At 45.4% G+C, this 19,664-nt stretch carries 16 protein-coding genes; 15 read left to right on the top strand and 1 reads right to left on the bottom strand.

Annotation, left to right across the window (positions count from 1 at the left end):
- Window positions 1-3: 3 nt before the first annotated feature.
- Complete coding sequence (locus ACXADE_RS03020; protein ID WP_474979037.1) at window positions 4-1,851, top strand: gamma-glutamyltransferase family protein; 1,848 nt, start codon at window positions 4-6, stop codon at window positions 1,849-1,851.
- A 40-nt stretch (window positions 1,852-1,891) separates the two neighbouring features.
- Here ACXADE_RS03020 and ACXADE_RS03025 read toward each other — a convergent pair whose 3' ends face one another.
- On the bottom strand, window positions 1,892-3,286 hold the full coding sequence (locus tag ACXADE_RS03025; RefSeq protein WP_474979038.1) for an L-cystine transporter: 1,395 nt from the start codon (window positions 3,284-3,286) through the stop codon (window positions 1,892-1,894).
- 185 nt (window positions 3,287-3,471) lie between these two features.
- Between ACXADE_RS03025 and ACXADE_RS03030 the strand changes: the two genes are divergently transcribed.
- From ACXADE_RS03030 to ACXADE_RS03095, 14 genes are all read left to right on the top strand, one after another.
- Window positions 3,472-4,455, top strand: coding sequence for a ring-cleaving dioxygenase (locus tag ACXADE_RS03030; protein WP_474979039.1), 984 nt, complete (start codon window positions 3,472-3,474; stop codon window positions 4,453-4,455).
- Between the two features lie 962 nt (window positions 4,456-5,417).
- Entirely contained in the window at window positions 5,418-6,803 is a 1,386-nt protein-coding gene (locus ACXADE_RS03035) for a hypothetical protein (protein ID WP_474979040.1), read from the top strand.
- Window positions 6,804-6,813: 10 nt separating this feature from the next.
- Window positions 6,814-8,253 carry a CDP-glycerol glycerophosphotransferase family protein gene (locus tag ACXADE_RS03040; RefSeq protein WP_474979041.1) on the top strand — a complete coding sequence of 480 codons (1,440 nt, stop codon included), beginning with the start codon at window positions 6,814-6,816 and terminating at the stop codon, window positions 8,251-8,253.
- Between the two features lie 18 nt (window positions 8,254-8,271).
- Window positions 8,272-9,522: a surface carbohydrate biosynthesis protein gene (locus ACXADE_RS03045; protein WP_474979042.1), complete on the top strand. Its 1,251-nt coding sequence runs from the start codon at window positions 8,272-8,274 to the stop codon at window positions 9,520-9,522.
- Between the two features lie 541 nt (window positions 9,523-10,063).
- Window positions 10,064-10,855 (top strand): hypothetical protein, encoded by a 792-nt coding sequence (locus tag ACXADE_RS03050; protein WP_474979043.1) that lies wholly within the window; start codon window positions 10,064-10,066, stop codon window positions 10,853-10,855.
- Between the two features lie 184 nt (window positions 10,856-11,039).
- Complete coding sequence (locus ACXADE_RS03055) at window positions 11,040-12,044, top strand: UDP-N-acetylglucosamine 4,6-dehydratase family protein (RefSeq protein WP_474982186.1); 1,005 nt, start codon at window positions 11,040-11,042, stop codon at window positions 12,042-12,044.
- A 238-nt stretch (window positions 12,045-12,282) separates the two neighbouring features.
- Window positions 12,283-13,227 carry a dTDP-glucose 4,6-dehydratase gene (locus tag ACXADE_RS03060; protein WP_474979044.1) on the top strand — a complete coding sequence of 315 codons (945 nt, stop codon included), beginning with the start codon at window positions 12,283-12,285 and terminating at the stop codon, window positions 13,225-13,227.
- A 14-nt stretch (window positions 13,228-13,241) separates the two neighbouring features.
- The gene (gene pseC / locus ACXADE_RS03065) at window positions 13,242-14,450 is read left to right on the top strand and encodes a UDP-4-amino-4,6-dideoxy-N-acetyl-beta-L-altrosamine transaminase (protein ID WP_474979045.1); all 1,209 of its coding nucleotides are present in this window, start codon (window positions 13,242-13,244) and stop codon (window positions 14,448-14,450) included.
- Window positions 14,447-15,490 carry a UDP-2,4-diacetamido-2,4,6-trideoxy-beta-L-altropyranose hydrolase gene (gene pseG, locus ACXADE_RS03070; protein WP_474979046.1) on the top strand — a complete coding sequence of 348 codons (1,044 nt, stop codon included), beginning with the start codon at window positions 14,447-14,449 and terminating at the stop codon, window positions 15,488-15,490. Before pseC ends, pseG begins: the two co-directional genes overlap by 4 nt.
- Window positions 15,483-16,043 (top strand): UDP-4-amino-4,6-dideoxy-N-acetyl-beta-L-altrosamine N-acetyltransferase, encoded by a 561-nt coding sequence (gene pseH / locus ACXADE_RS03075; protein WP_474979047.1) that lies wholly within the window; start codon window positions 15,483-15,485, stop codon window positions 16,041-16,043. Before pseG ends, pseH begins: the two co-directional genes overlap by 8 nt.
- Complete coding sequence (pseI, locus tag ACXADE_RS03080) at window positions 16,018-17,067, top strand: pseudaminic acid synthase (protein WP_474979048.1); 1,050 nt, start codon at window positions 16,018-16,020, stop codon at window positions 17,065-17,067. The genes pseH and pseI overlap by 26 nt, the downstream gene beginning before the upstream one ends.
- Window positions 17,068-17,083: 16 nt before the next feature.
- Entirely contained in the window at window positions 17,084-17,818 is a 735-nt protein-coding gene (locus ACXADE_RS03085) for a cytidylyltransferase domain-containing protein (protein ID WP_474979049.1), read from the top strand.
- A 44-nt stretch (window positions 17,819-17,862) separates the two neighbouring features.
- Window positions 17,863-18,606, top strand: coding sequence for a hypothetical protein (locus ACXADE_RS03090; protein WP_474979050.1), 744 nt, complete (start codon window positions 17,863-17,865; stop codon window positions 18,604-18,606).
- A gap of 65 nt (window positions 18,607-18,671) precedes the next feature.
- Window positions 18,672-19,238 carry a methyltransferase domain-containing protein gene (locus ACXADE_RS03095; protein ID WP_474979051.1) on the top strand — a complete coding sequence of 189 codons (567 nt, stop codon included), beginning with the start codon at window positions 18,672-18,674 and terminating at the stop codon, window positions 19,236-19,238.
- Window positions 19,239-19,664 lie beyond the last annotated feature (426 nt).

Consider the following 19,664-nt stretch of genomic DNA (forward strand, 5'->3'; position numbering starts at 1 on the left):
GGTTTGAATGATTTGAAAGTGACCTACATACTGGCCGGCATCATATTCGTCGGTTTGGTAGGATGGAATGTATATTTTGAAGAAGAGTTCGACCAGTTTCGCGAACCCTATGAAGTTCAAGGACGTGAAGAGACTGTTGAAGTAGACACCTCAACAGAAGAAGATGCTTTTGTCTACGGAGTCAGTGCCGTCCATCCGCTCGCCGTGGAAGCGGGGATGAAAGTTCTCAATGAAGGCGGGAATGCTGCCGAAGCCGCTATCGCTGTCTCTTTCGTGTTGAATGTGGTAGAACCTTATGGATCCGGGATCGGTGGCGGAGGTCAGATGATCGTCCATGAACCTGGGGAGGAGGCCGTGACGTACGATTACCGGGAAGCAGCTCCCGTCAGCGGTGCCCGTCCTCAACGAGGAATTGCAGTCCCTGGTTTTGTAAAAGGAATGGGAGCCGTCTATGAGGATTATGGAGATCAAATGAAGTGGGAAAACCTGCTTGAAGATGCCGTCACGCATAGTGAAGAAGGCATTCAGGTCGGGAGGATTTTCAATGAGCAGCTGCAAAACTCGAGACGCTTCATTCAATCAGGGAATGAAGATCCGGCGGTTTATGACATGTTCTATCCTCAGGACCGTCCGCTGCAGATCAATGACACCCTTGTACAAGGGGAATTGGCCCAAACATTGAAAACTCTCCAGACAGACGGGCCTCAATCGTTTTATGAAGGAGAAATTGCCGATTCTCTAACCTCCAGGCTCGGGTTCCAACCCGGCGACCTTGCCGCGTATGAAGTCGGGAAACGTCCGGCTCCTCAAGGGGAGTTCAAAGGCCAGACCCTTTATGCGGGGTCATCACCTACTTCAGGCATCATCGTCATTCAGGCCTTAAAAATGCTTGAGCATTTGGAGGCGAATTTGGATGAGGTGCTGGAAAAAGAATACGGACTGTCTGGTGGTGGATGGCCTGCTTTTCTAGATGGAAATCTACCTGAAAACTTGGAGCAGATCGTCAATGATCAGCAATACGAAGATATTTATATCCATCTCGTCAACAAAATCGTAAACAGGGTCTACACGGACCGGGTGTATACACTCGGGGACCCTGAGTTTGAGGAGATTGAACAGGAAAAGCTGACATCGCCTGAATATACGAAAGAGTTATTCGAAGAGGAATTTTCCGTGGGGTCCAACGGTTTGACAAGCTTTGCTGACCTTTACCCTGCGCCTGGGGAAAAAGCGGACCACCGGAACACCACTCACTTCGTTGTCGTCGATAAAAACGGGATGATGGTTTCGACGACCAATTCCCTTGGGAAGTTCTTCGGTTCGGGGTTGTATGTGGACGGTTTCTTCCTGAATCACCAGATGAACAATTTCGATACAGCGGAAGATTCCATGAATGCCTATGCCCCAGGGAAGCGTCCACGGTCATTCGTTTCACCGCTTATTTTCGAAAAAGATGGGCGGGCGGTTCTTGGCATCGGTTCACCCGGAGGAAAGCGGATCCCGGCTATGCTGATCCAAACCTTGATTCAATATGAATATGGACAAAGTGAGGATACGGGTGATCCGTTGACTTTACAGGAAGCCATCAGCCGCAGCCGCTTCTATACAGAAGATAACGTCGTCCATGTTGAAAACCTGATTGAGCAGCAGCCGATCGCCCGGTTGAGGGATTTGAAAGGTTACTCTGTCATTGAACATGACTCCCCTGTCTTTTACGGTGGAATTCAAGGGCTAGGCATCCGCACGAACGGTGATGTTATTCAGATGTTCGGTGGAGGAGATCCACGTCGTTTAGGGACATGGCAGATCGGAAATCAGGATGGTATGAATGATGTGAATACTGCACAGTAGATGAAAAGGCCTCCCCTTAGTTGGGCAGGCCTTTTTTGGATTATAAAGCGATATCTTTTTCGACTGCTTTTTTATCGTTAAACCGTTCGATGTTCAATGTCTTCATGACACGTGAGGTCAATGTTCCTGAGGTCATTGCACCATTCACATTCAAGGCTGTCCGTCCCATGTCAATCAAGGGTTCTACGGATATAAGCAATCCGGCTAGAGCTACAGGGAGGTTCATGGATGAAAGAACGATTAATGCTGCGAACGTTGCTCCTCCTCCGACACCGGCGACTCCAAACGAGCTGATGGCCACAATCAGTACAAGTTGGATCAGGAAACCGGGGCTTAACGGGTCGATACCTACAGAAGGGGCAATCATGACCGCGAGCATGGCCGGGTAGATGCCGGCACATCCGTTCTGACCGATGGTGGCACCGAAAGAAGCCGACATGTTTGCGACTCCTTCTTCAACTCCGAGGCTGTTTTTCTGGGCAGAAATATTCAACGGGATCGTTCCTGCACTGGACCTTGAAGTGAAAGCAAAGCTGAGAACGGGCAGTACCTTACGTAAATAGGTGAAAGGATTCAAGCCGAATACTCCGATCAAGACAAGGTGTAGGATAAACATGACACCTAAGGCAACATAAGATGCGAGAACAAATTTACCTAGTTCAAGGATTCCGGCTACATCGGTTTTAGCTACGGTGACCGCCATCAGTCCCAGAATGCCGATAGGGGTAAGGCGGAGGACGATGGTGACGATGCGCATGACGATTGTGTAAAAGGAGTGGACGATTTTGACGAACATTTCCGCTTGTTCCGGCTGTTTACGACGCACGCCAAGCACAGCCATGCCGATGATTGCAGAGAAGATGACCACAGCAATGGTAGATGTGGCACGATCGCCTGTCATATCAAGGAATGGGTTCGCAGGGATGAATTCGAGAATTTTTTGCGGGGTGGACATATCCTGAACATCGGTCAGACGTTCTTCTAAATAGATCCCCCGACTTTCTTCTGCTTGACCGGCTTCGATTTCCGTGGCATTCAAATCAAAAATAAAGGAGCTGCCGATCCCCACAAGCGCGGCGATGGCTGTTGTACCGACGAGGATACCGATGATCCAGACAGAGATTTTTCCAACTTGCGAGGTTTTTTCGAGATTGATGATGGATTGGATGATCGACACCATGATTAAAGGGATGACAATCATCATAAGCAGGCGTACATATCCACGCCCTGCTATGTTGTACCAATCTGTTGTCTGCTGAGTGACCGTGGACTCCGTTCCAAAAGCGAGTTGCAAGTACACACCTAACAGCACCCCAAGCCCAAGTCCAGCAAAGACACGCTTACTGAATGACACATGTTTTTGCTGCATACGGATGAGGAAGAAAATAAGAGCAAAAATAAGAACCATGTTGAAGATCACGAAGAATGTTTCCATGTTCCTACTACCTCCTTTGTTATGGAAGAGCCTGCCCAAAAGACGGCTTCCCTCTACAGAAAAGTATGAGCCAAGCAGCGTTTGTATGAACTCAATAAATTGACAAGACATAGGAGATGTATTATATTTATCTTGAAACTGAGATAAATATACGGACAGAAAATAGATAGGGAGGCAGCAAACAGATGAATGAACTGAAGGGGATTCACCACGTAACCGCTATAACAAGCAGTGCAGAGAAAAACTATGATTTTTTCACTTATGTCCTTGGGATGCGCCTGGTCAAAAAGACGGTCAATCAGGATGATATCGAAACGTATCATTTGTTCTTTGCGGATGATGAAGGAAATCCAGGAACCGATATGACTTTCTTTGATTTTCCCGGAATTCCAAAGGGTTCTCATGGAACGAATGAAATTGCAAAAACATCATTCCGCGTTCCGAGTGATAAAGCTCTGGATTACTGGGTAAAAAGATTCGACCGATTGGAAGTCAGCCATAAAGGAATCCAGCAGCGGTTGGGCAAAAAGGTTCTTCCTTTCGTCGACTTCGATGACCAATCGTATGAGCTTGTATCTGATGAAGGGGATGATGGAGTAGCTGCCGGCACCCCATGGCAGAAAGGGCCGGTTCCTTTAGAGTATGCCATCAGGGGTCTTGGTCCTTTGCATGTGAGAGTCGACAATAAACAATACTTCAAGGAAATGCTTGAGAAAGTCATGAACTTCAAGGAAGTGAAGGAAGAGGGAGCCTTCACACTCTTCGAAGTCGGGGAAGGGGGAAACGGTGCTTCTGTCATCGTTGAATATAATGCCATTCTGCCGCCTGCCCGCCAAGGATATGGTACAGTGCACCATGCGGCATTCAGGGTAGAAGATCAAGAATCGCTAAATGCGTGGATCGACCGGTTAACGAAGGTTGGACTACGGAATTCAGGGTTGGTCGACCGCCATTATTTCGCTTCCCTGTATGCAAAAGTAGCTCCTCAAATTTTGTTTGAGTGGGCAACAGACGGTCCTGGATTCATGGGGGATGAGCCATACGAAACCCTTGGGGAAAAATTGGCTCTGCCTCCGAAGCTTGAACCGAAACGTAAAGAAATTGAGAATTATGTCCGGCCGATCGATACGGTCAGGAGTACGAGGGAGATAGAAAAAGAATACGAATAAAGGAAAAAGCCAGGGAGACAATCCCTGGCTTTTTCCTTTAGGCTCTGTTAAAGTTCAGTGTTGATATTTGCATCCACGGATGGAAGTGACAATGAATGGTAGGATGGTAAAAGCGAATTTATTTCAAAGTGTCAAAACCTTTAGATGATCTCCTTTCACGATCCAACCATTGAATCTTGTTGGATTATTATTTCGAAACGGAGTCTTAAGCTAAATGGCAGGATTGTTGAAGACTTGATTTCGAGACTTCTGTGTGGTGAATAGGGGCTGCGGGGAATGACTCGCTTTCCGCGGGAGCGCGGTGAGCCTCCTCGGACTACGTCCTGCGGGGTCTCACCAAGCACTCTCTTCCCGCAGGAGTCTCGCCATTCCCCTCCGCCCCTTTGCCATATAAGTGTCTCGAAACCACTACTTAAAAAATCAGCTTGTATGGGTAAGAGAAGTGAATGATATAATCTCTATCCCATGAACGTTTAGCATACGCAAATGCTTGATACTACGCACGATCTGCCTGCCTAGGGGAGAAGAATTGTAAACTTACGAATCCATACTGATGTTCGAACCTCAACCATTCAAGCTCACCCTTTTTAAAGTGGCTTCGAGACACTTATAAGGGAAAGGGGGTGGAGGGAAATGGTGAGACTCCTATGGGACGTGTGGGACAGGTGAGACCCCGGAAGGCGTAGCCTGAGGAGGCTCACCGCCCGCCCCATGGAAAGCGAACCTTTTCCCGGAGCCCCCTAGAATCACACAAACATCTCGAAGCTGAGTCTTCCACAAACGGGAGCTTTAGTTGAATAAGCCAAATATAAAAAAAGGAACTTCCATAATATTGGAAGTTCCTTTTTTGCAGTAATATCAACACTAAACTTTAACAAAGCCTTCCTTTTATTAATTTTCTGGGGGCGGATGACATAATATGGTTGGGAATGAGATTTCGTGATTGGGAGGTCAGTGATTGAATGAACACATACGAAAAACATTATTGGGAATCCTGCCTGGACTTTATGCACGACTTTCAAAATCTTTCCTATCTCGGTGTCCCGTTCCCTTTCATTTGTCCTTATTATCTCCTAATCAATGAAAATAAAGAACTCGAAAAAGTCTTAGAGAACCCGGAAACACAATTGAAGGCGAAACTCACCGCAGAGAAGAATCTGCAAATTAAATTCGACCGCCTCTTTTCCAGGTTCAAGGGTGAAAAAAAATATACAGGAGGAAAGGTCGTCTTTTATGATACGGTTCTCCGCTACCCGAATGCATTGTTGAAAGCTGACTTTGGTGTGGAAAATACACTGCTTCTGAAATGGAAAACCACGGAAACTTCAGTGGAGTCGATTTCTGTAGACAGTCTCGAAAAATATCAGAGCATCCAACAGCGTTCAACGCAGGCTTATCAAAGGAAAGCGACGAAGTATTTTCAATCATTTAAACAACATCCGATCTTTAGCAACAAATCCTTCCAAAACCATTTCGTTGATCAAATCCCTAGAATGATGAGACAAATTCTTGCGGCGAAAAATTTTTTTGAAAAGAATGCTGTCTCCTGTCTGGTTCTTGGTACGACCAACAGCAGTGATACGAGAGTGATGTCGCTCATCGCTTCTTTACATGGAGTTCCCACCATATGTCTCCAGCATGGAGTGATTATGCTTGAGTTCGGCTATCTGCCTAAAGTGTCTTCAAGGCAGGCTGTCTATGGACAGTGGGAAGTTGACTGGTATAAGAAGAGAGGAGTCCCGGAAGCACTGGTAAATGCAGTCGGTCATCCACGCTTCGATGAAATGATTCAAAAGAAATCTTTCAATCGATCGAAGTTGTGCAGTCATTTCGGCCTTGATAAAAATAAGAAATGCGTGTTAGTGGTCATCCATCACTTAGAGACATCATTCACTGAAAGAGTATTGAGTTTACTTACTAAAAGAGAAGATGTGAACATTATCATCAAGGAGCGAAATGGGAAGCAGAAAAACAGTCCAAAAACGCTGGCCTTGAAAGAGAAGTTTCCGCAATTGAAGTCTGCTGACGGTTTGCATTTGTATGAGTTGTTAAACAATGTTGATGCTGTCGTCAGTTATGAATCGACCCTCGCATTAGAAGCTATGATTGCAGGGAAACCTGTCTACTTATGGCCGCTTGAAAGTCTTAAACCAAGTTCAACCGGTTATTTTAAAGACATTGAACGGAATTTTCATATGGATCCAGTGACATTGGTTCATCAGGTTATGGAGGGATTGAACTCAGGCTGGGAGAAAGAACGAGAGGCTTTTTTAAAAGGCCACTATATACACCCAACGAGCATCAGCAGTAAAAAGTTGAGGGCGTTGGTAGACTCGATTAAAAACTGAGGAGGATGTTATGAATAGACAGTCGCAAAACTTCTGGTCCCTCTACTATGATTTCATTCATATGTTCAAAGATCTGAAGTATTATGGCATCTCTCTTCCTTATTTATGTCACTTCAGAAGTCTGTTCAGGGAAAATAAAGCCCTTTTGGAAGGATTGGGTACAAGGAGATTTTCGAAACAATTGTATTCTAAAGTGAAGGATAAGGGGGAATTTCAACATCTCTTCACGACTTTTAAATCTTTGCATTCCATTCAGAATCAGAATAAAGATCGAAGAAAGGGAAAAATTGCTTTATATAATGCTGCGAATCTTCTTCGTTTTCCACCGGATGTCATACAAACGCATTTCCCTCCAGGAGATGCGGTTCTTATACAAGATGGAATACGTGACGAAAATGGGCCTGGAGCAGAGAAGGTTTTGAAAGGAAAGAAAGGGTCAGGGCCATTCAGCAGTCAAGTAGTCATCCTCAGTGATTATAGTAAAGATATACAGGAAGACGTCGCTTCCCTTCAGGCTGAAGCGGACGCTTTGATCAAGAAACACATGAATCACCCTTTGGTTTCTGATCCTTCCTTTCCATCATTTTTCAATCATCAAATCAGTGAAATCTGCCACCGGATTGTTGAATCTCATCATTTGTTCAAACAGGTGGAAATCGGCTGCATTATTTTTTCATCCACTCATTATTTCCAAAGCAGGACGATGGCGATCGTAGCTGCAGAATGGAATATCCCAACGATTTGTATGCAGCATGGAATCATAGGCAGTGAACATGGCTATATGCCGAAAGTCGCGGATGTCGACGCCGTGTACGGGACGTTGGACGTCGAATGGTTTAAGAATATCGGTGTTTCTGAAAGTAGTGTTGAAATTGTTGGCCACCCAAGGTTTGATCCGGGGTCTCAATCTACTACGTTCACCCGCGAAGAAGTGGAGAAACGTTTAGGATTCGATTTTACCAAGAAGACTATTTTACTGATTGTCAGAGGTACGACCAATATCAAGGACTGGAGAAAGCTGTTGAGCCAGCTGGAGAAAGATGGTGAATATCAAGTCATCATCAAGGACTTTCCGTTGAGGGTTGATCACCCGCTAAGCGAACAGTTTTTATCAGCCCGCTCGTCGCCATATCATTTATACGAGCTGCTTCCTCATGTGGATGTGGTCGTTTCTTATTTCTCCACAGTCGGACTGGAAGCTATGCTGGCGGGGAAACCGGTCTTCTTTTTAGATACTTCCACAGACTTTTATTCCGGCTACTATGACTCGTTGGCAGCTATGACTCATAAAGACGCCACGGGATTAGCGCGATTGGTCCACAATTATTTTAATGATGGCGATTATGAAGCGAAAGTGTTACGAAAGACGAATAAATTCCTTGCGCAAGCCTACCCTTACCGCAACTCGATCCAGAGATTAATGAATTTGATTGAGAAGATGACAAAGTAGAACCCTGGGGTGATTCATTTGTGTTTGTATATTCCAATCGAAGTTAAGTCGAGGGAACTGGAAGGGAAAATGTTGTTGGCTCATTATGCACTTCAGAGAGGGTATACCGTGATTATTGGGGAGCACAGTAAAGTAGAAGAAGCGGCGAATGTATATCCCAAAGGTGCTTTCTTATGCAAAGGTTATCCGAGAGGGGCGATGAAGCGGGTGGTCGTTCCTGTGAAGCAGAACGGGCATTATATTGTAAATCTTGATGAGGAAGGTTTTATATACGCTAATGCCGAACTCTATTTGCGCACACGGATGAATCGGCAGCTTCTTTCTTCCATCGACCATGTATATTGCTGGGGAAACACTCAGGCAGAGCACATCAGAATGACATATCCGGAAATGAGAGGAAAGTATTCGGTCACTGGGAACCCCAGATTCGATCTTCTAACGGAAAAATACCGGGAATTGTATCGCGAACAAACGGATCGCCTGGTGAGAGCATACGGACGATACATCCTTGTTAATACGCGTTTCTCCATCTACAACACAATCAAAGGAAAAAAGGAAGATGGATTGTCTCCGAACGGTGAATACATTCGTAAGCTCTACCATGCATTCATTCATATGATCCGGGAATTAGCCGGTGAATTTCCTGATGTGACGATCATCGTCCGTCCCCATCCGGCCGAGAGAGACAGGAGTTATTATGAAGATCTAAAAGGGATAAAGGGTGTGGTGGTGAAGAAGGAGGGAGCCGTCATTCCCTGGCTTCTCGGGTCAGAAGCGCTGATTCATAACGGATGTACGACAGGAATAGAGGCCTACCTTTTGGACCGTCCGGTGTTTTCGTATGAACCAACGAGCTCTCGTGCATTTGATGTCCCCGTAACGCAGGAAGTGAGTACACGGACCGGTCACATCGATGAACTGAAGGGGAAGTTAAACCATCAGCTTCAGCAATCCTGCTGTCAGAAGGAACCTTCTCCACTGCTGGAATCCTGGTATGCCATGGGTGCAGGAGCAAATGCCTGTGAGCGGATTTTGGCCCACTTGGAAGAAAAGGGTATCTTAGAAGGAACGAAAGTCTCAGTCGTCTCTCACCGGTACCCAAAAGACCGGAGGAAAAAGATCCGTCATCTATTTCCTGGTTTGACGAAGGGAGAAGTGCTCTCTTTTTTTAAGCAAGTGGGTGAAATAGAAGGGAAAGAAGTGGTGGTGAAAGTAAACGAGCTTGCTGATCGTTTATATCTTCTTTCACCGGAAGAGAGAAAAACATGAACAGCTTCGAAAGAATTTTTTGGTTGCTGTATTTTGAGTTTCTGGAGGCTCATAAAGATTGGGTGTACCGCGGAATTCCTATAGCTTTATGCGTTCCCTTCTATACATTTGTTCAAAAAAGGCTGGAGATAGACTGTAAAGGAAACGGTTCTTCTTATCCTTTGCTCGAAGCGGACAAGGTTCAGTCGCAGTTTGAAGGTTATTTACCTACCTATGAGCCGGTTCGGCATCAGGGTGATGTCGTGTTTTATGATAAGTTTTTAAGAATTCCCTATGCTACGTTTCGTAATCTCGTTGCTCCTTCACATATGATTCTGCTGATCAGCGATAAGAAAAACGTAAAGCAGACGTTGATCCCAGGGGCGGTTACTGAGGGACTGGATCAATATTTAGGAATAAGAAAACGGAAAGAGAGGAGTAGAGGAGGGGGGATCAGCTGTCCCGGAGCGCCCCTTTTACGGGGGAACTCAAAAAACAGCTGCCTGCCATCATGCAGTATATCGATGCTTTTGAGGATTTTTTTAGCGGGAAGAATTTATCGTTGGCTGTGTTGGGAGAAACGAACAGCATGGATACCCGGGTGATGGCGCTGGTCGCAAGACAGAGGGGCATCCCTACGCTCTGTCTCCAGCACGGGTCAATCATTTCTCCATTCGGCTATGTACCCAAAATTGCTAATTACCAAGCGGTGTATGGGAGGTATGAACAACTCTTTTATGAACGCAGGGGCGTTGAGCATACGGCCGTTCCTATTATTGGTCATCCTCGTTTTGATGAATGGAATCGATACAAGCGACTCGCTCATTCAACATCCAGCGGTGATAGAAGAGCGACAGATCATAGGCGAAAAGTGATGGTCATCGATCACCATACAGATAAAGCAACAACGATGAAAATCCTCGACCATTTAATAGAGAAAGCCCCGGATCTTGATGTGTATGTCAGAACCCAGAAGGGGATTAAATTTTTTAAGAAGTATGAAGACTGTGAAAGGATCCATCTATTACGGAGGCAGTCCCTTTATGAGACGCTGTCCCATGTGGATGCGGTGGTCACATACGAATCGACGGTCGTGCTTGAAGCTCTTCTGGCAGAAAAAAAACCGTTTGTGTGGAAACTCTCTCAATCAGGTTTAACGGATTATATATCGAAACTGCCGGTAGATGTCTTTTCTACAGCGGAATCCCTTGTTGAAGAACTCTTACGATATGTCAGAGGCAGGTCTTCCGTTGAAAAGAAAAGCACCGCCGTCCGTTCCTCCTTCTATATAGGAAAGGAAGTGTCATCCACTCCCTTACTGAAAGCTTTGATTCAATCCATCCGCCAGCAATAAGGATGGGTTAATCAAGGCTTTTTCTATTGTAGAGCGCTTAAAAAAGGCTTTTATAGGTACCTATCTATTATTTTCACCCTATGTTCATTTCTGAATATATATATTAGACAGCTTGTTAAATAGATGGCCTATCTATGATTGGTAGGCGGAAGACAAGATTAAAAGAAGGAAGGAAAGAGTGGGCGTGTATTTTAAGGATAGGAAAATTTTAGTCATCGGAGGTACAGGGACAATCGGTGAGAGTATTGTTGAAACCCTGCTTAGGGAATCACCGAAGCTTATCCGAGTGTTCAGCAGAGATGAACATAAGCAGCATGAAATGCAGCACCGATTGGGAGGAAGAGAGGATGTCCAATATTTTATTGGCGATGTCAGAGACTATGATCGGGTTCAGACGGCCATGCACGGCATCGATTATGTTTTCCATCTGGCGGCGATGAAACATGTCCCTTCCTGTGAATATAATCCCTTTGAAGCGGTTCTCACGAACATCTACGGGACCAATAATGTCGTCCGTGCGGCTTTTGCTCAAAAAGTGAAGAAAGTCGTTTTTACGAGTACGGACAAAGCGATATCTCCTACGAATACGTATGGTGCGACGAAACTGGCGGGGGAGCGGTTGATCTCAGCAGCCGAACTGACTAAGACCCAGGGGGAGACTGTATTTGCAAGTGTCCGCTTTGGTAACGTCATGGGATCTCGCGGTTCCGTCATTCCCCTATTTAAGAAGCAAATCATGGAGCATGAAAAAATCACCGTCACGGATCGGGGGATGACCCGTTTTATGATGACATTGGAACAGGCGACCTCTCTCACAATTCAAGCATTGAAAGAAGCGAAGGGCGGCGAAGTCTTTGTGTTGAAGATGCCGATTATTTCTTTGGATGACCTTGCCCAGGTGGTTATTCAGGAGACGTGTCAGCAGGAAAATAAAAACCCACAGGATATCAGGATTGAGGAAATCGGCTTGCGACCAGGGGAGAAAATGTATGAAGAACTCATGACTCATGAGGAGTCTTTGACCGCATGGGAAATGCCGGATATGTATGTCATTCCTTTTTACTCCAATCCAACAGTTACCTATCAAAATGCCAGGAAGGCATCACCTGGAACCTACAGTTCTTCAGGCTTACATCCAATCTCTAAACAGGATCTATTTGAATTACTGAGAAGCCAAAACTTGATTTAACCGAGTGTGAAGGGGGATTCCTAAGGGAGTCCCGTGCCCTGGTTCTTCGACAGAAGAGGGTAAAGTGATTCTTGGAATTCATTTTACTGAATATGATGGATAAGGATGCAGATGGAGAATTTGGCAGAACCCTTGAAACATCGGTTATCCAAAATCGGAAGGTGTTGGCAGATCGCGAAAAAAGAATATTCGCTTCTGAAGGAAAATAAGTATGGGAATAAAAGGGAGGCCTATGTCTGTGAATATTCTTGTAACCGGAGGCGCCGGCTTTATCGGGCGCTGGGTCGTGAAGAAACTATTAGATGAGCAGCACAATGTATGGGTGCTCGACGACCTGTCGAATGGAAGAATTGAAAACATCGATGAACTTTTGGTTCACAAAAATTTCAAAGCGTTCATTCATGGTGATATCAAAGATGAAAAAACAGTAGAAAGCTTGTTCTATCCGGGGATAGACCTTTGTTATCACCTGGCTGCAAGTATCAATGTCCAGGACAGCATCGATGATCCGGAAACGACGTTCAACAATGATACAGTGGGGACGTTTTACCTGCTCGAGCAGTGTCGGAAGCACCGTGTCAAAATGGTGTTCATGAGTACGTGCATGGTGTATGACCGGGCGGAAGATGAAGCAGGGATATCAGAAAAGGATCCTATCAAACCGGCATCACCATATGCGGGGGCGAAGATCGCTGCGGAAAATATGGTTTTGTCATACTTTTATGCATACGGTCTGCCTGTCACTGTAATTCGTCCATTCAATACGTATGGTCCGTTCCAAAAAACGGGCGGGGAAGGCGGGGTTGTTGCGATTTTCATTAAAAATAAACTCAACGGGCTTCCTTTACAAATCTATGGGGATGGAAAGCAGACGCGGGACCTATTATATGTTGAGGATTGTGCCCGCTTCGTCATTCAGGCTGGCTATCAGGATGAGGTGAATGGAGAAATCGTCAATGCTGGTTTAGGCAGGGACATTTCCATTAATGAACTGGCGGAACAGATCGCAGGAGATCCAAGCCGGATTACTCACGTCGAACATATTCATCCGCAAAGTGAGATTCCGAAGCTGCTTTGTGATTATCGCAAGGCCAAACGGCTGCTTGGCTGGGAACCGGCGACATCCTTGGAAGAGGGCATTCGCAAAACGGAAGAATGGATCGATCAAACGAAATTAATATAAAGGAGTCACAGCGTGTGGGGAAAAAGTTAGCGATTTTCGGAGGGGATCCTGTACGAGATTCGCTGCTTCCGTATGGGAAGCAGTCCATTGATGATCAGGATGTCAAAGCCGTGATCGATACATTGAAGAGCGACTATTTGACGACAGGTCCGGCGATCCAAGCGTTTGAAAAAGGAGTCGCTGATTATGTAGGCGCTGCTTATGCGGTGGCGTTCTCAAATGGAACGGCGGCTTTACACGCGGCCTGTTTTGCAGCGGGGATCGGAAAGGGAGATGAAGTGATCACAACACCGCTGACATTTGTCGCCAGCGCAAACTGTGTATGGTATGCAGGCGGTAAGCCGGTGTTTGCGGATGTGGATCCGGAAACGTACAACATTGATCCGGCCTCGGTTGAAACTTTAGTGACATCGAAAACGAAAGCGATTATTCCCGTCGACTTTACCGGTCAACCGGCCGATTATGAAAAGATCCAGGCGATTGCTGACAAGCATGGACTCGTAGTAATCGAAGATGCAGCTCATGCCATCGGGGCGGAATACAAAGGGGAACGAACAGGTTCTTACAGTGATATGACGATGTTCAGCTTTCATCCGGTTAAACATATGACCACAGGGGAAGGCGGTGTGATCACAACAAACAACCGCACCTATTATGAACAGTTGATGATGTTCCGCACCCATGGCATTACCCGGGATCCTGCTCAGCTTTTCGAAAAACGTCATCCATGGGAATATGAAATGCAATTTCTTGGCTACAACTACCGGATGACGGATATCCAGGCTGCTCTAGGCGTGAGTCAGCTTCAAAAGCTGGATCGATTTATTTTGAAACGGCGGGAATATGTGAATCTCTATAACAAGGCCTTCCAGGGGATGGACCATGTAGAAATCCCTAAACAACTCCCTGGTTCAGACTCCTCTTATCACTTATATGTCCTCCGGCTGGAAGGGCGACTCAAGACGAAGAGGAAAGAAGTATTTGAAGCGCTCCGGGCTGAAAATATCGGTGTGAATGTCCATTATATGCCTGTGCATACACAGCCCTATTACAAGGAGCGTGGATATACGAGGGGCATGTGCCCGGTGGCTGAACAGGTCTATGAGAAAATCATCAGTCTTCCGCTGTTTTCTAGCATGACAAAAAAGGATGTGACGGACGTTACTCACGCTGTCCAAAAAGTGACGTCATATTATGCTGCCCATTCAGGTGATCAAGGATGAAGGTCGGATTCAGAGTAGACGCTTCATCTGAATGGGGCACAGGCCATGTAATGAGATGCCTCACCCTCGCTGATGAATTGCAGGAACTCGGGGCGGCTTCTTTTTTTATTTGTAGAAAAAGGCCCGGTGACCTCATCTCATTCATCCGAAAACAAGGCTACCCCGTATATGAAATACAAGAAGAAGTTTTTGACTGGAAAAATGAGGTTGACCAGGTCATACAGATATTGGAAGAAAACACCGTGATCGATTGGATGGTGGTTGATCATTATGGTTTGGATGCCCGGTGGGAACGGGCAGTCGCACCTTTTGTGCGCAAATTGATGGTGATCGATGACCTGGCTGATCGTCCGCATGCTTGTGATGTACTGCTGGATCAGAATTTGTACCGGGATATGGAACAAAGGTATGGGGGACTTCTTTCGAAACAGACGAAGCTCTTGCTCGGACCGCGTTACACTCTTCTAAGAAGTGAGTTTATCCAGAAGCAGAAAAAAGACGTTTGGGACGGATCGGTTCATCGAATTCTTGTCTCGTTCGGGGGGAGTGATCCTACGAATGAAACGATGAAAGCGTTAAAAGCAATCGAGAGCCTAAAAGCTCCACTCCAAGTAGATGCTGTCATCGGAAATTCCAACCCTCATAAAGATGAGGTTCGAACCTTCTGTCAGGGGAAAAAGTGGGTGGATTTGCATATACAAACGAAAGATATCGCGACCCTCATGGAAAAAGGAGACCTGGCAATTGGAGCGGGTGGCAGCTCGATTTGGGAGCGGTGCTACATGCATCTTCCATCCGTCATCATTGAAACAGCACCCAATCAGACGGAGATCATATCATCTTTGATCGAGGAACAAGCCATCTACTATGTGGGTAAAAGCAGAGATGTCCGTACGGAAAATCTATATCATGATCTCGATAAGCTTATGCAGGATCGACAACGTTTATTGAATGTTTGGAGTGCTGTTAAGAGTATTATGAAAAATCATCAACCATTATTGGTTTCTAAGTATATGTTGGGTGGAGATGTACATGACTGACTTTCGCTTGCGTACGATAGAAAAGGAAGATCTGCCAGTCATTTGGAAATGGCGTAATGCCGAACACATTCGTAAGCATATGTATAACGAAAAGGTCATTCCATGGGAAGATCATGTGGATTGGTTTGAACATGATCAGAAGAATCCTTCTTCTGTTTCCAAACTGTTCCTTCACAAAGACCGTCCATTGGGAGTCGTTCGTTTTACGAACATTAACGAGGAGAATGGGACGTGTGAGTGGGGGTTCTACATCGGCGATCCGGACGCTCCCAAAGGTTCAGGAACGACAATGGGAAGATTGGCTCTCGATTATATTTTTGAAAACTATGACCTTAGAAAAGTTTGTGCAGAAGTGCTGTCCGTAAATGAAGCGAGCGTTCGCTATCATAGGAAACTCGGTTTTGTTCAGGAGGGGTGTCTCCGGCACCAGTTGAAAAGAGAAGAAGAGCTGGTTGATGTCATTCTGATGGGGTTGTTCAAGAAAAAGTGGATGGCGGCAAGAGACGCCTTAGCCCGGAGGTGGGGAAATGGAAATCAAAGTCCAGGAGCATAAAATCGGACCTGCTCATCACCCGTTCATCATTGCAGAGATGTCCGGCAATCATAATCAATCGTTGGAAAGGGCACTTGAAATTGTTGATAAAGCGGCGGAAACAGGAGCTCATGCTTTGAAAATACAAACCTACACGGCTGATACGATGACGTTGGATCATAAGGGAGAGGAATTCCAAATCTCCGATTCTAAAAGTCTCTGGAAAGGGAAGAATCTCTATGATTTATACAAAGAGGCCCACACCCCGTGGGAATGGCATGCGCAGATTTTTAAACGCTGCCGCGAGCTTGGAATGATCGGCTTCAGCACACCTTTCGATGAAACCTCTGTAGACTTTTTAGAAAGTCTTCACGTTCCCCTTTATAAAATCGCTTCTTTTGAAAATACTGACCTTCCCTTGATTCGTAAAGTGGCTAAAACAGGAAAGCCCGTCATTATTTCGACCGGGATGGCGACGGCCGGAGAAATGACGGAAATGGTGGAGGCCTTCAGGGAAGCTGGAGGAAAGGACCTGATCCTGCTGAAGTGCACGAGCAGCTACCCGGCCACTCCTGAGAATTCGAACATTGCAACAATCCCGCACATGCGCGACCTTTTTAATTGCCAGGTGGGATTGTCTGATCATACCCTCGGAACAGGTGTCGCTGTAGCAAGTGTGGCCTTGGGAGCGACATTGGTGGAAAAACACTTTACCTTGTCGCGGGCGGATGGAGGGGTGGACGCCCAGTTCTCGTTGGAACCTGAAGAAATGAAACGATTAGTTGAAGAAACAGAGCGAGCTTGGCAGGCTCTTGGAAAGGTGAAGTACGGCCCGACCAAAAATGAAAAAGCGTCTGGTCAATACCGGCGTTCCTTATACATTACGGAGAACTTAAAGGCAGGGGACACTTTGACGGAAGATAACCTGCGATCCATACGGCCCGGATATGGCTTGCCACCTAAGTATTATGAAAAATTTCTTGGAAAAAAAGTGAATCAGGATGTGCGAAGAGGTACACCGATGTCATGGGACCTTATTGGATAATGAATGAGGTGGAAACATGAAAGTCATGGCCATTGTTCAAGCACGAATGGGGTCGACAAGGCTCCCGGGAAAAGTACTGAAACAAGTCAATGGAAAACCCTTGTTAGAGTACCAATTGGAAAGGATGAAGCGTTCAAAAAAAATCGACCAGCTTGTAGTCAGTACTTCAAGGAAGGGATTGGATGATCCGATCATTGACCTTTGTAAAAGACTGCAGATAGATACATTCCGTGGCTCTGAGAACGATGTACTCGGTCGTTTCTATGAGACGTGTGAGCATTATAAGGCAGATGTTGTGGTTAGACTGACCGCGGATTGTCCACTCATTGATCCAGAGGTCATTGATAAGGTGATCACACATTTTCTGGATCATTACCCCCAATACTTGTATGTGTCGAACACAAGAACCAGATCGTATCCAAGGGGGCTGGATACGGAAGTTTTCACTTATGAAGTTTTAAAAGATGCCTACATGAATGCCAATTCTCCGCATGACCTGGAGCATGTGACCCCTTTTATTGTGAAAAGGGTCGGACCGGCAGCGGTTGCACAGGTTTTGCACGATAAGGACGAAAGCCAACATCGGTGGACGGTGGATACACCGGAGGATTTCCAGTTAGTCTCCAAAATACTCGAGAGTCTGTATCCAGTGAATCCAACGTTTACCTTTCAAGATTTGCTGGAAGTTTTTAAACGGCATCCGCAATGGGTGGAGATCAACCGACAAGTCAAGCAGAAAGGGGAACCTTAAGCGGATTCTCTTAAAAAGATGAGTGCGCAGAAGGGGGGATGGATGTGACTGTTCCTACGGGAATGAATGGATTAGAGAGTTTTTCGGAGATTGTGAATGTTCCTTTGAACAAGTGCTGCGACTGGCAGGGGTTCACTTATACAAAAGAAGGGTGGCATTATTTCTGCGCCCTGTTAAGAGAATACAGGAGAAACCCTGACCTCGAATACTCCAGCTCTATTTTAAAGGAGTATTATGACAAATATCAGCCGCGTTCCACATTTGAATGTTTCTTGTGTGAAGAAGAATATAAACCCAAGCAGCACTCGACACCATGGCTGCCCCTTCCCTGGAACCATTCGCTTAAAGTGAGGTTATTGCATAATCAGCACTTCGGCCCCAACTCTGACACATACATTAAAAAGGAGTTTGAAAGAATCCTGTCTCTTTATCATAAGATGCTTGATTGTGGGTATCAGCCAATGGATCACAAGGATGGATATATTCGGGGGCATTTTCTGAGAAATGGAGAGGATTACCGCTTTACAGTCACAGGCGGACAGCATCGACTTGCTGCCTTAGGCGTCCTCGGTCAGACCCATTTGAATGTCAAACTGCAGCCCGAATGGGAACGGGTGATTGATATTCGTCATATTGATCAATGGGAGCAAGTGAAAAATGGCACATATAGTCTGCAAGCAGCTCGCAAGGTGTTTCGTTATTATTTCGAAGCAACTGGGAGAGAGAAAGCAGAGAAATATGGCATCCTACCAAAATCAGGAGAATCTGGGAGTGATGATGCCGAATGAAGGTTGATTGTATGGTTTGAGTAACTCAGGAAAAAATGGATGAATTTATTAGGGGGAATGTAAGTATGTACCAAGATTTATGGGTGAAAGGAAAGCTTGTCAAAAAGGGTCAAAGAGAGTGTTCGCATAGATATGAAAAAGTAAAGGAAAAGATGAAGGAATGGGAAGCACCTTTTACAGTCCTTGACCTCGGGGCGAACAATGGCTACTTTTCCTACCGGATAGCAGAAGATTTTAACGTCCCTGTAACAATGATTGAAGAGAAAGAAGAAGCCAGGAAGATTTGGGAGCTGAATGAAAATCAAAAGGTAACCCTCATGAACAGGCGTGTGGAGGTAGACGAATTAAAGGAATTGTGTAAGGAGAAAACGTTTGATGTCGTTCTGGCATTGAGTGTCCTACATCATTTCGATCAATATGAGGAAGTTATTGAAATTTTATTCGAACATTCCAATCATCTTTTTATTGAATCATCAGCGGTTGAGGAAGAAAGTGGAGGATTTAGAAATCACACGGTCAAAGGGATTAACGATCTATTGCAAGCCAGAAACCCTGAGATATTGACCTACTCGGATAATCTCAGAGGGCTTGGAAAGCGCCCGCTTATGTACTTTAATAACGAAAAAGCATAAACACGTCTCCCCTTTTGCCCGGTCTATTCCGAGTGAAAGGGTTTTTTTGTTCTGTTGTGTTTTCTGGTAGCCATTTTTCTGGTACCAGGTACAGAAAACGGTAAACCCGTACCTGGTACCACCGGAAAGTATTTCAATGCCAGGTTTGCTGTTCAAGCTTTCACAAATTTCTACATAATTAAGGCCCCAGCTCAACGCTGAGGCCCCCTGCCACCTATACCTATACAAACTTTCGTCTCTTTTTAATTCTTATATCTTTAATTAAGATGGCTCAAATTGAAGATACCATAAAAAGGCCTGAAAGTTAACTGTTTTTTAAAAAAACATGAATTTTATGAAAATACTATTCCGCTTCTATCGACAAATTTTTTTAGCGTCTGCAAAAGCTTTAGTGGAGCTATTTCCTTTAATATCCAATGGTTCACA

The sequence above is a fragment of the Halobacillus sp. ABR2_026 genome, assembly GCF_056158545.1.